We start from the raw sequence: 14543 nt of genomic DNA on the forward strand, positions 1-14543 counted from the left end.
CTGGAGTCTTGGGGTTACTTGTAGCGGTAGGTGATGCGACCCCTGGTGAGGTCGTACGGGGAAATCTCGACCACCACGCGGTCACCGGGAAGGATGCGGATGTAGTTCATCCTGATCTTGCCCGAGATGGTGCAGAGGATGGTCTTGCCGTTTTCGAGCTCCACGTTGAACATGGCGTTGGGAAGTGGCTCCACTACCTTGCCCTCAAGCTCGATGCCGTCCTGTTTGCTCACCGTGCCTACTTTCTCCCTGTGAATCACAGCGACTGATAATCATACGGAATGCAGGGAAATCGGTCAAATTCACACGCCCTTCGCACACGCCAGGACCACAGTCGGCAAAAAGGGGCCGATCGCGGCTGCGACCGGCCCCGAAGGCCTCTCCCACAAGGCGGGTGCGAGGCGTTTGCCTACTCGCCACCCTGCATGCTGCACCAGGGCCCGACCTCGTCCTGGGTCAGGATGACGGGACCGTCCTCGGTAATCGCCACGGTGTTCTCGTAGTGGGCAGCCTGCAGGCCGTCGTCGGTCACCACGGTCCAGCCGTTCGAGAGGGTGTGGTTCTCGTAGGTTCCCAGGGTGATCATGGGCTCGATGGCGATGACCATGCCCGCCTGCAGCCTCACGCCGCGGCCCTTCTTGCCATAGTTGGGCACGTTGGGGTCCTCGTGCATGACGCGACCCACGCCGTGGCCCACGTACTCGCGCACGACCCCGTAGCCGTTCTTCTCGGCCAGGCTCTGCACGGCATAGCCGATGTCACCCAGATGGTTGCCGGGGACCGCCTGCTCGATGCCCGCCTTGAGACAGTCGCGAGTCACCTCGCAGAGGCCCTTGACGGCGTCGGAGGGGGTACCCACGTAGAAGGTCCAGGCGTTGTCTCCCACCCAGCCGCCGAAGGTTGCCCCCGTGTCGACGGAGATGATGTCGCCGTCGTTGAGGAATACCTCGGGCGAGGGGATGCCATGGACGATCTGCTCGTTGACGGAGGCGCAGATGCTCCCGGGGAAGCCGCCATAGCCCTTGAAGGTGGGGATGGCGGAGTGCAGGCGGATGAAGCCCTCGACCGCGCTGTCTATCTCCTTGGTCGAGACGCCGGGCCTGACCATGCTGCCCGCGAGGCGAAGGGCCTGCTTGGAGAGCGAGCCCGCCATCTTCATCTGCTCGATGTCCGCTTCAGACTTGATCTTGATCATAGGCTCAGGAGGGCCTTGACGTCGGCATACACCTCGTCCACAGGCCTGTCTCCATCGACCTCCTTCAGGATTCCGTGGCCGCCGTAGTACTCGATGAGCGGGGCGGTCTGCTGTTGGTAGGTGTCGAGGCGCTTCTTGATCGTCTCTGGCTTGTCGTCGTCACGCTGGTACATCTCGCCACCGCAGCGTGGGCAGACGTCCACGCCGGCGGGCGCGGTGTAGCCGCAGGAGCGGCAGGTGCGCCTCTGGCTCAGGCGCTCCACGATGACCTCGGGCTTGACGTCCACGAGGAGCGCCGCGTCGAGGTCGACTCCCATCTCCTTGAGCTCGGAGTCGAGGACGACGGCTTGCTGGGTGTTGCGGGGGAACCCGTCCAGGATGAAGCCCCTCTTGGCGTCGTCCTCCTGGAGACGTTCCTTGACCAGGTCGACGACGAGCTGGTCCGGCACGAGCTGCCCCGCGTCCATGTAGCCCTTGGCCTCGATGCCAAGCTTGCTCTGGGCCTTGACCGCGGCACGCAGGAGGTCTCCAGTGGAGATGTGCGCCACGCCGTAGTCGGCGACGAGCCTCTGGGCCTGGGTGCCCTTGCCCGCGCCGGGCGCGCCGAGCAGAACGATGTTCATGCGGGTTCCCTTCTTCCTCTGGGTGAGCGATGGAAGCGCGACTTCGCGGCGGGCGCGTTCGCCGCCGCATGACAATCCACAGTTTACCCACCTAGGGGCATGTGGTCTCATGCGATCCAAAAGACCATCCACCGCCACCCGTGCCCGCCGCCGCACATGGAAGAGGGGCGGCCACCGGAGTGACCGCCCCTCTCGCCTGAAGCTGCCCACGAATGGCCTACTTGAAGAAGCCCTCGTAGTTGTGCATCTTGAGCTGCGACTCCAGCTGCGAGATGGTGTCCATCGCCACGCCGACCATGATCAGCACCGAGGTGCCGCCGAAGGCCTGCATGAGGGTGTTGCCCGTCACGGCGAAGAGGATCGACGGCACCACCGCCAGGGCGGCCATGAAGAGGGCGCCAGGAAGCGTGATGTGGTCGAGCACGCTCTTGATGTACGCGGCGGTGGCGCTTCCGGGACGGACGCCCGGGATGAAGCCACCCGCCTTGCGGAGCTGGTCTGCCGTCTCGTCCGGATTGAACACCATGGCGGTGTAGAAGTACGCGAAGAAGACGATCAGCACCACCGAGAGGACCCAGTTGACGACGCCGGAGCTCAGCATGTTGGCGAAGCCCTGGATCCAGCGCACGTTGGGGAAGAACACGGCAAGCTGCGCCGGGAGGTACAGGAGCGCGGAGGCGAAGATGATGGGCACGACGCCTGCGGTGTTCACCTTGATGGGCAGGTAGGTTGCCTGTCCGCCCATGACCCTGCGCCCCACGACGCGCTTGGCGTACTGCACCGGGATGCGGCGCTGGCCGCGCTCGATGTAGACGATCACGGGAATGATCGCGATGATCACCAGCAAGGTGACCACCGTTGCGATGATGCCCGTGGTGGAGGTGCTCACCGAGGCGGTGAGCGAGTGGGGCAGGCCTGCCATGATGTTGGCGAAGATAATCAGGGACATGCCGTTGCCGATGCCCCTCTGGGTGATGACCTCGCCGAGCCACATGATGATGATGGCACCGGTGAGGAGCACGCCCACGATGATCAGGTTCTCGATCATCTCGGGGAAGCCCATGGCCGAGAAGTCGATGCCGTAGCTCTTGAAGAGGAACAGGTAGCCGACGGCATTGATAAGGGCCAGGACGATGGTGAGGTAGCGGGTGTACTGGGTGATCTTGCGCTGTCCGCTCTCGCCTTCCTTAGCGAGCTCCCCAAGGGAGGGAATCACCGCCTGGAACATCTGGAGGATGATCTGGGCGGTGATGTAAGGCATGATGCCGAGGCTGAACACGGAGACGCGCGAGAGCGCGCCTCCGGAGAACAGGTTCAGCACGGCAATGGCACCGCTGCTGGACGCGGCCGCCTGGAAGGCGGCAAGCATGCTGGCAAAGGGCACGCCGGGGGCCGGCAGGTAGGCGCCAAACCTATATAGGAGAAGGATCCCGGCCGTGACCAGGATCTTCTTCCTGAGCTCAGGAATGCGGAACGCGTTTGCGATTCCGTTTAGCACGCCTGCTCAACCTTTCCGCCAGCCGCCTCGATCTTGGACTGAGCAGAGGCGGAAACCTTGTCGACCTTGACGGTGAGCTTCTTGGTGAGCTCTCCGTCGCCGAGGACCTTGACGGGGATGTAGTCGTGCTTGATGACGCCCTTGGCGACGAGGGCCTCGCCGTCGACGGTCTCGCCATCGGCGAAGAGGGCTTCGAGGCGCGCGACGTTGACGGGGGCGTACTCGACGCGGTTGCGGTTGGTGAAGCCGGGGAGCTTGGGCAGGCGCATGGCCAGGGGCTGCTGGCCGCCCTCGAAGCCGGCGCCCTTGCCGCCGCCAGAGCGGGACAGCTGGCCGTTCATGCCGCGGCCAGAGAAGGTGCCGTGCCCGGAGGAGTTGCCGCGGCCGACGCGCTTGCGCGCCTTCTTTGCACCCTCAGCGGGACGAAGATCATTGAGCTGCATTGGATGACTCCTAGTTCTCTTCAACCTCAACAAGGTGCTTGACCTTGAAGATCATTCCACGAACGCTCGGGTTGTCGGGAAGCACCGAGGTGTCGCCGATCTTGCGAAGGCCCATGGCGCGGCAGGTGAGCGTCTGGTCCTTCTTGACGGAGGCGACCGCGCTGCGAACGAGCCTGACGGTGACGGTCTTGTCTGCCATGGTTACTCCTCCTTGCCGGCGAACAGCTCCTTGACCGTGAGGCCGCGACGAGACGCCGCCTCCTCGGGGCTGGAGAGGTTCATGAGGCCGTCGGCTGCGGCCTTGATGATGTTCAGGGCGTTGTCGGTGCCAAGGGACTTGGCGGTGACGTTGGTGATGCCGGCGAGCTCGAAGAGAGGACGCACGGGACCACCGGCGATGACGCCGGTGCCCTCGACAGCAGGCTTGATCAGGACGCGGCCGGCGCCGAAGTGGCCCTCGATCGCGTGGGGGACCGAGCCGCCCTTGGTGACGGGGACCTTGAACATGTTCTTCTTGGCGTTGTCGACGCCCTTCTGGATGGCCAGGGGCACCTCGGTGGAGCGACCCATGCCGAGGCCGACGTTGCCCTTGCCGTCGCCAACGACCACGAGGGCGACGAGGGTCATGCGGTGACCGCCCTTGGTGGTCTTTGAGACACGGTGGATGTAGACTACGCGCTCCTGAAGATCGGAGTCATTCTGGCGCTTACGATCACGTGGCATCTAAATTCCTCCTAGAACTTCAGGCCCGCGGAACGGGCTCCGTCGGCCAGGGCCTTGACGCGGCCGTGGTAGATGTGGCCGCCGCGGTCGAACTTGACCTCGGTGACGCCCTTCTCGGCGGCACGCTCGGCGACGAGCTTGCCCACGAACTCGGCAGCCTCCTTGTTGGAGCCCAGCTTGCCGGTTGCCCTGAACTCCTCGCTCAGGGTAGAGGCGGAGCAGATGGTCCTGCCGTCGACGTCGTCGACGACCTGGGCGTAGATGTTCGCGTTGGTGCGGTGAACGGTCAGGCGCGGACGCTCGGCAGTTCCGAAGATCTTGGAGCGGACGCGGCGCTGGCGGCGCTTGAGGCCCACACGCTTTGCCTGGTTCTTGTTCATTCCTTCTCCTTAGGCACGCCACCACCTGACGGGGTGGTGGTCTTTCTATATCGCCAGCAGGGCCTTACTTGGCAGCCTTGCCGAGCTTCCTGCGGATGTGCTCGCCCTCGTAGTGAATGCCCTTGCCCTTGTAGGGCTCGGGGGGACGCTTGGCGCGAATCTCGGCGGCAACCTGGCCGACCTGCTCCTTGGAGATGCCCTTGACCACGATGTGGGTGTTGTCGGGCACCTCGAAGCTGATGTTCTCGGGAGCGGCGTACACCACGGGGTGGGAGTAGCCGAGCGAGAGGTCGAGGTCCTTGCCCTTGAGCACGGCACGGTAGCCGACGCCGGTGAGCTCGAGCTTCTTCTCGAAGCCGGCGGAGACGCCGACGACCATGTTGTTGATAAGGGTGCGGACCAGGCCCTGCTGGGCGTTGGACTCGGTGGAGTCGTCGTTGCGGGTGACGAGGATCTCCTCGCCCTCCTGCGCGACGGTCACGAGCTCGGAGAAGTGGCGGTCGAGCTCGCCCTTGCTGCCCTTGACCGCAACGTGCGTGCCGTCGATGGTCACGGTAACCCCAGCGGGAACCTCGACAGGCTTCTTACCAATACGAGACATAGTCTCCTCCTATCTATTCCTGTCGCGGGTTACCAGATGTAGGCGATGACCTCGCCGCCGATGCCCATCTTGCGGGCGTCGCGGTCGCACATCATGCCCCCGGAGGTCGAGATGACGGCCGTGCCGAGGCCGCCGCGGACGCGGGGCAGGTCGGCAGCGGTGGAGTAGATGCGAAGGCCCAGCTTGGAGATGCGGCGGATGCCCTGGATGACGCGGGCGCGCTTGGGGCCGTACTTGAGGGTGATGTGCAGGGTCTTCTGGGGGGTGGTGTCCTCCACCTCATAGGACTCGATGTAGCCCTCCTCGCAGATGACGCGGGCGATCTCGGCCAGGACCTTGCTCGAGGGCATGGACACCTCGGACTTGCCGGCGGAGTTCGCGTTGCGGATGCGCGTCAGCATGTCCGCGATGGGATCAGTAACCTTCATTGATTCCTTCTCCTTCGTTAGTGATGAAACTGCGCATGCGGTTCATTTGGGCCCGTGGCCCGCACGCCTGCATGCCAGAGCCCTGGCCTACCAGCTAGCCTTGCGGACGCCAGGAAGCTCGCCCTTGCTCGCCAGCTCGCGGAAGCAGACGCGGCACAGCCCGAACTTGCGATAGACGGAGTGGGGGCGCCCACAGCGCTGGCAACGGTTCTGGGTGCGCGTCGAGAACTTCGGCTCGCGGTTCGCCTTGACGATCATCGAAGTCTTAGCCACAAATCCTCCTTCAGGAAGAGGCCCCGGGACCCTTCCCGGGGCAACTTACAAGCGATTAGTTAGTCCCTCTTGAACGGGAAGTGGAAGGCGTCGAGAAGCGCCTTGCCCTCCTCGTTGGTGGGGGCGGTGGTGACGATGGTGATGTCCATGCCACGGGTGTGGTCGATCTTGTCGTAGTCGATCTCGGGGAAGATCAGCTGCTCGGTGACGCCCATGGAGAAGTTGCCGTGGCCATCGAAGCTCTTGGCGCTGATGCCGCGGAAGTCGCGAATGCGGGGGATGGCGATGGCGATCAGGCGGTCGAGGAACTCGTACATGCGGTCGCCGCGCAGGGTCACCTTGGCGCCGATGGGCATGCCCGCACGCAGGCGGAAGGTGGCGATGGACTTGCGGGCGCGGGTCACCATGGGCTGCTGGCCGGTGATGGCGCGCAGGTCGGCGACGGCGCCGTCGATGGCCTTGCTGTCGGTAGCGGCCTCGCCGACGCCCATGTTGACGACGATCTTCTCGATCTTGGGGATCTGGTTGACGTTCTTGTACTCGAACTGCTTCTGCAGCTGGTCGCGGACCTCGGAGTAGTAGTGCTCCTTGAGGCGGGGAACGTACTTGTCTGCCATGTGCTCTCCTAACTCATGGGGTTTTACGTGCGGGGATGGGCCTCGCACCTCCCGGATGGCACCCGGGAGCCGTCTGCGTCGCAGGCCGTAGGGGCAGAACTCTCCCTAGCAAGAGACGCGAAAGAAGATGATACGAGTTCGCAGGTCCTAATGCCACCGGCGCAGGGGCTGGCGGGGCCCGACAGCGAAATTTCACATTTCGGGAGGCACGGCAACCCGGCAGACGCGCCACTCTCGCCCGCACGACGCCCTCGCCCCCGACCGCATGACCGCCTCGGTCGCCCGCGCGGCGTCCCCCGACCGTCCGACGCCCCTCGGACGCACGATGCCCATCGGCCGTCTGTCGTTCTCTATGCCGTTTCCTGACTGCCATGCCGTTCTCTATGCCGTTCTCTGAAATTTAGGCCCTCTAGACCCCCCAAAATTCATGAGAAGGCATAGAGAACGACGGGGGATGTGGTGAATGGCGTGGCGGATGGGGGCACCTGGTATGAGGCGACGGGCGAGAGGGGCCTGCCACGGAGCTGCACGTCCCCGCGCGTGCGGGACTAGACCAGCTTGCCCGCGCAGTGGTCGGCGATGTGCTGGATCATCTGGGCCTCCCAGCCCACGAAGTCGCGCTTGCGACGAACCAGCTCCCCGTCCACCAGCTCGTCGAAGCTGAGCTTGATCTTGGCGTAGCGGGTGACCTTGGAGGGCTCGTCGCGCGTGAGACAGCCCTCCTCGACGCGGGCGGCACCCAGGCCGAAGATGACCTTGGGGTTGTACAGCACGTGGGCCTTCCGCTCGTCATCCAGGTAGGCACCCACGGCCACGGCCTGGCCTATCTGGTTCGCCGCCAGGCAGGCCGCGTCTTCGAGGGAGGCCAGGGTGTCCACGACATCCTGGGCGATGGCAGCATCCTCGGCCGTGGCGATGGCGCAGCGCTTGGAGAGGACGGCTTCGTCCTTGACGAGTTCCTTGATCATGCTCTTCCCTTCCTGGTGGGACTCCGACCCCTGGCGGGACTCCGGCCCCGCGTCCTTCCCGTCCGCGCCCATGCGAGTCGCGTCGTGCAAGAGAGTATAGGCGAAGGCCGCCGCACGGCTGGCCTCGTGCAGCCCAGCGCGGAGGGCCCCTCTCCCCCGCCCGTCCCGGCTAGAAGTCGTTGCCATCCCAGTCGACCAGGCAGGCGTCCAGTCCCGCCTCGATGTCGTCGCGGTCCATGTGCCGCCCGATGACCACGATGCGGGTCATGCGGTCGCCCAGCTCCTCGTCCCAGTCCCGCAGCATCTCGGAGTTCTGGGCCAGGATGCGCTCGCGCTCCTCGTCGGGCGCCGTGGCCAGGAAGAGGCCGTTCTCGCTCAGGCTCACCTGGTGGCCCGCCTGCTCGAAGAGGTAGCGCATGGCCGGGTCCTGCGCCACCCACACGCTGCCCTTGGCGCGGATGACGCTCTGGGGCCAGCCGCGCACGTAGTCAGAGAGCGCCTCGACGTCGAAGGGACGGCGGCGCTGGTAGAGGAAGGTCTGGATGCCATATTCCAGCACCTCGGGGTCCTCGTGCTCCTCGGGATGCTCCATGGCGTCCACCCAGGCGGCAGAGCGATAGGCCTCCTCGAAGCTGAAGCGACCGGTGTCGAGGAGCTCGGAGAGGGGCAGCTCCCCGTTTGTCGCCTCGACGACCACGGCGTCACGCTGCAGGCTGCGCACCACGGCACGCAGCTCGTCCAGCTGCTCCGGGCTCACCAGGTCGCACTTGTTGAGCACGAGGGTGCTGCAGAACTCGACCTGCTGCACCAGCAGGGCCTCGACGTCGTCCTCGCCGATGCCGTCCGCCACGAGGGCGCGACCGCCATCGAACTCGTCGAGTATGCGGGCGCTATCCACCACGGCGACGATGTTGTCGAGCTCCATGGGAGCCTGGCCGCCGTCCTTGCCCCGGTCGCAGAAGGCGCTGATGGTGTAGGCGATGGGGATGGGCTCGCAGATGCCCGACGCCTCGATGATTACGTAGTCGAACTTGCCCGAGTCGGCGATGGCGCGGAGCTGGCGCGCGAGGTCGTCCGAGAGCGTGCAGCAGATGCAGCCGTTGGTGAGGGGTATGAGGTCATTCGCCTGGCAGAGGCCTCCGTCACGGATGAGGCTGGCGTCCACGTTGACCGAGCCGATGTCGTTGACGATGACGGCGGCGCGGATGCCCTCGCCGTTGGCGAGGATGTGGTTGAGCAGGGTGGTCTTGCCCGCACCCAGGTAGCCGGTGAGGAGGACGATCCCCACCGGCTTGCGGGCGGTGGCGCTGGGGTCGACGGGGCTTGCGACGGTGACGTCGGAGCCGGCGCTGGCGTTTGCTGCTTGCATGTTGCCTGCCTTCCTGCCTGCCGCAGGCGCTGCCGCGGCGGTGGCCTTTCTCCGCGCCATTATGACCAAGTCGGCAGCCCGGGCGGCCACGGGAGGACGATTCCCAGCACGCCACGGGCAAAGGAGCACAGAAGGGCGAGAAGCGCCAGCCCCAGCACGAGACCATCCGCCATGCCAGCAGACCTGAGCAACCCCAGGCAGACACCGCGACGCAGGGGCCAGAGGAGCCTGAGCGGCGTCTTGTTGAGCAGGTCGAGGGCAAGGTGAGAGGCGTATCCCAGCGCCAGGGGGACGGCGAGGGCGGGAAGGGCCAGGCGCAGCGCCGCATAGGTCGCAACCAGCGCCACGAGCGAGTGGGAGAAGCCCCGGTGCCCCGACGCGCGGCCCACGGCGCAGACGGCGACGAGCGTCATGCACCCCGCGAGCTGGTCGGGACCCAGCCGTCCCGCGTGTTCCCGCAGCCATGCGAGCGGATCCTGCCCCGCAGGGAGCGCGCCCGCCGCGGCGAGGGCCAAGGCCAGGGCGAGAAGTGCCACCAGCGCCGCCCAGGCCCGCCTGAGCTCGCGCGATGCCTCGCTGGTGGCGACGTCCGTGTCGGGCAGCATGCCGCCCGCGGCGCCTGCTGCGGCGAGGGAGAGGAACGCCGCGGGAGAGAGACTCATGTCACCCATGGATGCCAGCGAGGCCGACGCGGCTGCCGGGTCGGCGAGCCGCGCCGCGACGAGCCCCGCAGCCACGGCGACCGCCGCGCCAACCGCCATGTGCGTTCGTCCCGTCACGAGGCTCCTCTCGCCCTGATGCCCTGCGTCCCTCTCGCCGCCTTGCCTTCTTGCCAGCCGTGCCGCTGTCCCCCCGCACGTCGACGTCTTGTGTCGCATCCCATTCTGGCCCCAGCCGTCGCGCCGCGCATGCTACATTCTCTCCAGATACGCGCCGTTACTGACGGATGTTCGTGGGTCACCACGGTGGAGCGGCGCGCAAGCCATAGTGCCGACCGTCTGGGCAAGCAGCCTTCGCCGAGGGCCGCTTGCCCTTTGCCTTTGGGCCCGGGGCCATTCGGGGGACGAGGTCCCAGACGGAAGGACGTGCGCATGCAGGAACTCGTGGAGCTGCTTCGGGCAAACCCGTATCCCGGTCGCGGCATCGTGGTGGGCAGGGACTGCGTCTACTACTGGATCATGGGGCGCAGCTCCAACAGCCGAAACCGCGTCTTCTCCCTCACCGAGGACGGAATCCGCACCGAGGCGCATGACCCGGCCCTGCTCGAGGACCCGAGCCTGATCATCTACCACCCCGTGCGCCGGATGGGCGAGAACCTCGTGGTGACCAACGGCGACCAGACCGACACCATCGTGGAGAGGGGCGACTTCCGTACCGGCTGCATGACCCGCGAGTTCGAGCCCGACGCCCCCAACTACACGCCCCGCATCAGCGCCGTCGTGCGTCCCGACGGCAGCTTCGAGATGTCGGTCCTCAAGCGCCAGGCGAGCGACTCCGGCCGCTGCCTGCGCCAGTTCTTCTGCTACGAGGGGGCCGACGAGGGGGTGGGCTACCTCATCAGCACCTACCAGGGGGACGGCAGCCCGCTGCCCAGCTTTTCCGGCGAGCCCGTCGAGGTCGCGCTGCCCGCGACGGCGCGGGAGGTCTGGGACGCGCTGAACGATGACAACAAGGTCTCCCTCTATGCCCGCATCGGCGCGAAGGTGACCCTCTTCAACAAGAACCTCGGCGACTAGCGGCGCCTGTCGCGCTGGCAGCGATAGCGCGCTGGTAGCAATGCCTCGCTGCGACGTGCGCGCGACACTCTCGCCTGGAAGATGACCCATGGAAGGAAGACCATGAACGAGCTCGAGCTCAAGTACGGCTGCAACCCCAACCAGAAGCCCGCCCGCATCTTCATGAAGGATGGCTCGGACCTGCCCGTCACCGTGCTCTGCGGCAAGCCGGGATACATCAATTTCCTGGACGCCCTGAACTCCTGGCAGCTCGTGCGCGAGCTGGCCAAGGCCACGGGCATGCCGGCGGCCGCGTCGTTCAAGCACGTCTCGCCTGCCGGCGCCGCCGTGGGCAAGCCACTGAGCGAGGTAGAGCGGCAGATCTACTTCGTCGAGGACGAGGGGGAGCCCTCCCCCATCGCCTGCGCCTACATCCGCGCGCGCGGCGCCGACCGCATGAGCTCCTACGGCGACTGGGCCGCGCTGAGCGAGACCTGCGACGCCGACGTGGCGCGCTACCTCAAGCGCGAGGTGTCCGACGGCATCATCGCACCCGGCTACACCGAGGAGGCCCTGCAGATCCTGGGCGCCAAGAAGGGCGGACGCTACAACGTGGTGCAGGTCGACCCCAGCTACCGTCCCGCCCCCACCGAGGTCAAGGACGTCTTCGGCATCAGCTTCGAGCAGGGGCACAACGACTTCAGGATCGACCGCGAGGTCCTGGGCAACGTGGTGACCCGGAACCGCAACGTTCCCGAGACGGCGCAGATCGACATGATCGTGAGCCTGATCACGCTGAAGTACACGCAGTCCAACTCGGTCTGCTACGTGAAGGACGGGCAGGCCATCGGCGTGGGCGCGGGCCAGCAGAGCCGCATCCACTGCACCAGGCTCGCGGGCGGCAAGGCCGACACCTGGTACCTGCGCCAGCATCCCAAGGTCCTGGGGCTGCGCTTCGTCGAGGGGATCCGCCGCGCCAACCGCGACAACGCGATCGACGTGTACGTCTCGGACGAGCACGACGACGTGCTAGCCGAGGGCGAATGGCAGAAGTGGTTCGCGGAGAGGCCCGAGGTGCTGACCCGCGAGGAGAGGGCGGCGTGGATAGCCGCCCAGACCGGCGTCACGCTGGGATCGGACGCCTTCTTCCCGTTTGGCGACAACGTCGAGCGCGCGCACAAGAGCGGCGCGAGCTACATCGTGGAGCCGGGCGGGTCGATCCGCGACGACAACGTGATCGAGACCGCCGACAAGTACGGCATCGCGATGTGCTTCACGGGGATGAGGCTGTTCCACCACTAGGAACACAAGGGGCGGAGCCGCATCCTCGTGTGCGCGCTGCTGTGAGGGCCCCGCCCCCGTACGCGCCACGCCTGCCTCTCTCCACGCATCCATCTTGTCTTTCGCTACAGAAATGCCTCAAAATGACGAGAAAAGCGTGGCAAACGACAAGATGGAGCTATCGAGATGACGCGTTCGACGTAGTCGCGGCAGCAGGTGCTGGGCCGTCATCGGATGGCGCAGGCAAGCCATTCTCGCTCGCTGTCGCGTCACCGTCGGCGTCGGCGCCCGTACTCGACAGCTCGAAGCTCACCTCGTCGAGGTCCTTCACGTGCACGCGGAGCAGTGCCTCGAGCTCCGACTTGCGCGCGTCGTCCAGCGGCGCCGACGTCACCACCCGCGCCACCACCTTGCGCGAGAGCGAGCCCGCCCCGGAGTCGTACGAGTCGAGCGCCCCAACGCGGTACGACACGAAGCCGGGGCACACCGCCTCGAGCTCCTGCGTCGTCGTCCGCGCGTCGTAGCTGTCCTGGATGGCAAAGGTCTCCCCGTCGTTCTTCGCCATGGCGTCCTGCACCAGCCGCGCGGTCATCACGGCGCAGGGAATCGCGAAGACCAGCGTCCCCACCAACAGCCTGCGACGAAGCCGACGGCTCCTCTCCCGCGCCTCCTCGTCCTCCTGCACCGTGACCACGCCGTCCCCGTCGACGTCGCGCTTGAGGGGCGTGCGCAGCATGACCAGCACGAACTCGGCCGCGAACGCGATGAACACCACGTTGAGCGAGAACTCGTAGAACGCCCCCGCGAAGTACGCGAGGTCGCCCCGGGCCACGCCGTAGCCCGCCGCGCAGAGCGGCGGCATGAGCGCGGTCGCGACGGCGACGCCCGAGAGCAGGGTCGCCGGCTCCTGGTTGCGCGAGATGCCAATGCCACCGGCGAAGCCTCCCGCGAGCGCGATGAGGACGTCCCACACCGTGGGACTGGAGTTGGTGAGCAGCTCGGAGGTCTCGCGCGAGATGGGCGAGACGACGAAGTAGAGGGTCGAGGTGACCAGGCAGATCGCGACCTGCACCACGAGGCCGAGCAGGACCTCGCGCAGCAGGCGCAGGTCGGCGGTGGCGATGGCATAGGCGAGCGCCATGACGGACCCCATGAGCGGGCAGACCAGCATGGCGCCGACCACGGCCTCGGTGGAGTCGACGTTGAGGCCGACCGACGCGATGAGCATGGCGACGATGAGGATGCAGAGGTGGGTGCCATCTATGCGCGCGCCGGCAAGGATACGGCGGCGGATGGTCTGGTGGCTCGCCCGGCCGTCGCGCACGTTTGCCAGCCGTCGTGCCACGCGCAGCAGGTCCTCCTTGGCCATGCCGTCGCCCCTCCCCTTGCCCCGCCCGTCGCGGACGCCTTGGATTGTAGGCCGAGGAAGGGGCGGCAGGCGAGAGGGGCGCGCCACCGCTGGCCAGTCAGTCCCTCTCCTCCAAGGCGAGCGCGACGTTTCCTCCCAGGAGGAGGACGACGCCCACCCACGTGAGCGCGGACGTCGCGGCGGGTCCCAGCAGCTCGCCGGGAAGGTACAGCCCGCCCATGATCAGGAACAGGCTCAGCATGACGCAGAGGAGCGCCAGCATCTTGCGCGCGGTCTCGCTCATCGGCCGACCCCCGTCCTGCCCGCCTCAAGCAGGCGCACGTACGCCCCGTCCTGGGCGAGGAGCTCCTCGTGGGTGCCCTGCTCGACGATGCGGCCGGATTCGAGCACCACAATCTTGTCGGCGTCGCACACGGTGTTCAGCCCGTGCGCTATGACCAGCGTCGTCTTGTCGCGGCAGAGCTCGCTCATCGCGAGCTGGATGTGGCGCTCGTTGTCTGCGTCCACGCTCGCCGTCGCCTCGTCCAGGATGACTATGGGCGCGTCCTTCAGGATGGCGCGGGCGATGGAGACGCGCTGCGCCTCCCCGCCCCTGACCGTCCAGTCGTCCGTGCGCGCGGACAGCGACCACAGGGCCCGGTACTCCTCGCACGAGGAGGGTTCGTGGTAAGAGACTGCAAACGCACCCCCCTGACGCGGAGTCCTTCGACGTCGTCATCTGCTCCATGAGCTTCCACCACTACCCCACGCCGCAGGACTTCTTCGACAGCGTGTTCCGCGTGCTGCGCCCGGGTGGCAGGCTCGTGCTCAACGACAGCACGGGAAACGCGCTCCTGCTGTGGGTGGTGAACCACATCGAGCTGCCCCTCGCGAACCTCACCCACAAGGGCGACGTGCGCATCTACTCGCGCAAGGAGCTCGAGTCGATGTGCTCGAAGGCCGGCCTCGGCATCGAGACCTTCGTGAACGACAAGGTCTGGCACCTGCACATGGTGGCCCGCAAGCCGAGATAGGAAGTTTGCGAGGGCGCCGGCTCGCCCAAGGGGGCGCCGGCTCGCCC

At 66.5% G+C, this 14543-nt stretch carries 19 protein-coding genes, 2 pseudogenes and 1 riboswitch; of the genes and pseudogenes, 3 read left to right on the top strand and 18 right to left on the bottom strand.

Features of this window, described 5'->3' with window-relative positions:
* Positions 1-14: 14 nt before the first annotated feature.
* From infA to Q5923_RS03165, 15 genes are all read right to left on the bottom strand, one after another.
* Entirely contained in the window at positions 15-233 is a 219-nt protein-coding gene (gene infA, locus Q5923_RS03095) for a translation initiation factor IF-1 (protein WP_009278458.1), read from the bottom strand.
* A 176-nt stretch (positions 234-409) separates the two neighbouring features.
* A complete protein-coding gene (gene map / locus Q5923_RS03100; protein ID WP_009278457.1) occupies positions 410-1195 on the bottom strand; it encodes a type I methionyl aminopeptidase in 786 nt (261 codons plus the stop codon).
* Entirely contained in the window at positions 1192-1818 is a 627-nt protein-coding gene (locus Q5923_RS03105) for an adenylate kinase (protein ID WP_009278456.1), read from the bottom strand. Before Q5923_RS03105 ends, map begins: the two co-directional genes overlap by 4 nt.
* A 217-nt stretch (positions 1819-2035) precedes the next feature.
* A complete protein-coding gene (gene secY / locus Q5923_RS03110) occupies positions 2036-3316 on the bottom strand; it encodes a preprotein translocase subunit SecY (RefSeq protein WP_009278455.1) in 1281 nt (426 codons plus the stop codon).
* Entirely contained in the window at positions 3310-3759 is a 450-nt protein-coding gene (rplO, locus tag Q5923_RS03115; RefSeq protein WP_009278454.1) for a 50S ribosomal protein L15, read from the bottom strand. The genes secY and rplO overlap by 7 nt, the downstream gene beginning before the upstream one ends.
* Before the next feature lie 10 nt (positions 3760-3769).
* Positions 3770-3958 carry a 50S ribosomal protein L30 gene (gene rpmD / locus Q5923_RS03120; RefSeq protein ID WP_009278453.1) on the bottom strand — a complete coding sequence of 63 codons (189 nt, stop codon included), beginning with the start codon at positions 3956-3958 and terminating at the stop codon, positions 3770-3772.
* A gap of 2 nt (positions 3959-3960) precedes the next feature.
* Positions 3961-4482: a 30S ribosomal protein S5 gene (gene rpsE / locus Q5923_RS03125; protein ID WP_009278452.1), complete on the bottom strand. Its 522-nt coding sequence runs from the start codon at positions 4480-4482 to the stop codon at positions 3961-3963.
* Between the two features lie 11 nt (positions 4483-4493).
* A complete protein-coding gene (gene rplR / locus Q5923_RS03130; protein ID WP_009278451.1) occupies positions 4494-4862 on the bottom strand; it encodes a 50S ribosomal protein L18 in 369 nt (122 codons plus the stop codon).
* Positions 4863-4926: 64 nt separating this feature from the next.
* Positions 4927-5463 (bottom strand): 50S ribosomal protein L6, encoded by a 537-nt coding sequence (gene rplF / locus Q5923_RS03135; protein ID WP_009278450.1) that lies wholly within the window; start codon positions 5461-5463, stop codon positions 4927-4929.
* 29 nt (positions 5464-5492) lie between these two features.
* A complete protein-coding gene (rpsH, locus tag Q5923_RS03140; RefSeq protein WP_303132090.1) occupies positions 5493-5891 on the bottom strand; it encodes a 30S ribosomal protein S8 in 399 nt (132 codons plus the stop codon).
* 87 nt (positions 5892-5978) lie between these two features.
* Entirely contained in the window at positions 5979-6164 is a 186-nt protein-coding gene (locus Q5923_RS03145; RefSeq protein ID WP_009278448.1) for a type Z 30S ribosomal protein S14, read from the bottom strand.
* Between the two features lie 59 nt (positions 6165-6223).
* Positions 6224-6781, bottom strand: coding sequence for a 50S ribosomal protein L5 (gene rplE, locus Q5923_RS03150; RefSeq protein WP_009278447.1), 558 nt, complete (start codon positions 6779-6781; stop codon positions 6224-6226).
* A 548-nt stretch (positions 6782-7329) separates the two neighbouring features.
* A complete protein-coding gene (locus Q5923_RS03155) occupies positions 7330-7749 on the bottom strand; it encodes a peptide deformylase (RefSeq protein ID WP_072500434.1) in 420 nt (139 codons plus the stop codon).
* 169 nt (positions 7750-7918) lie between these two features.
* Positions 7919-9118 (bottom strand): GTP-binding protein, encoded by a 1200-nt coding sequence (locus Q5923_RS03160; protein WP_303132095.1) that lies wholly within the window; start codon positions 9116-9118, stop codon positions 7919-7921.
* Between the two features lie 59 nt (positions 9119-9177).
* Positions 9178-9897: a metal-dependent hydrolase gene (locus Q5923_RS03165; protein WP_303132097.1), complete on the bottom strand. Its 720-nt coding sequence runs from the start codon at positions 9895-9897 to the stop codon at positions 9178-9180.
* 146 nt (positions 9898-10043) lie between these two features.
* A riboswitch (ZMP/ZTP riboswitch) is annotated at positions 10044-10129 on the top strand.
* Between the two features lie 80 nt (positions 10130-10209).
* Here Q5923_RS03165 and Q5923_RS03170 point away from each other — a divergent pair.
* A complete protein-coding gene (locus Q5923_RS03170; protein WP_303132099.1) occupies positions 10210-10854 on the top strand; it encodes an IMP cyclohydrolase in 645 nt (214 codons plus the stop codon).
* Positions 10855-10956: 102 nt separating this feature from the next.
* Positions 10957-12135, top strand: coding sequence for a phosphoribosylaminoimidazolecarboxamide formyltransferase (locus Q5923_RS03175; protein ID WP_303132101.1), 1179 nt, complete (start codon positions 10957-10959; stop codon positions 12133-12135).
* Positions 12136-12292: 157 nt separating this feature from the next.
* Here Q5923_RS03175 and Q5923_RS03180 read toward each other — a convergent pair whose 3' ends face one another.
* The 3 genes and pseudogenes from Q5923_RS03180 to Q5923_RS03190 all read right to left on the bottom strand — a co-directional run.
* Complete coding sequence (locus tag Q5923_RS03180) at positions 12293-13483, bottom strand: DUF389 domain-containing protein (protein ID WP_303132103.1); 1191 nt, start codon at positions 13481-13483, stop codon at positions 12293-12295.
* A gap of 97 nt (positions 13484-13580) precedes the next feature.
* Positions 13581-13766: a hypothetical protein gene (locus Q5923_RS03185; RefSeq protein WP_303132105.1), complete on the bottom strand. Its 186-nt coding sequence runs from the start codon at positions 13764-13766 to the stop codon at positions 13581-13583.
* Positions 13763-14083: pseudogene (locus tag Q5923_RS03190) on the bottom strand (ATP-binding cassette domain-containing protein); the annotation flags it as partial. The pseudogene Q5923_RS03190 and the gene Q5923_RS03185, both read right to left, overlap by 4 nt.
* 65 nt (positions 14084-14148) lie before the next feature.
* Here Q5923_RS03190 and Q5923_RS03195 point away from each other — a divergent pair.
* Positions 14149-14496 (top strand): annotated as a pseudogene (locus tag Q5923_RS03195) (methyltransferase domain-containing protein); the annotation flags it as partial.
* Positions 14497-14543 lie beyond the last annotated feature (47 nt).

Source organism: uncultured Olsenella sp., from assembly GCF_959602185.1.
In the GTDB taxonomy this organism is placed as follows: domain Bacteria; phylum Actinomycetota; class Coriobacteriia; order Coriobacteriales; family Atopobiaceae; genus Olsenella_I; species Olsenella_I phocaeensis.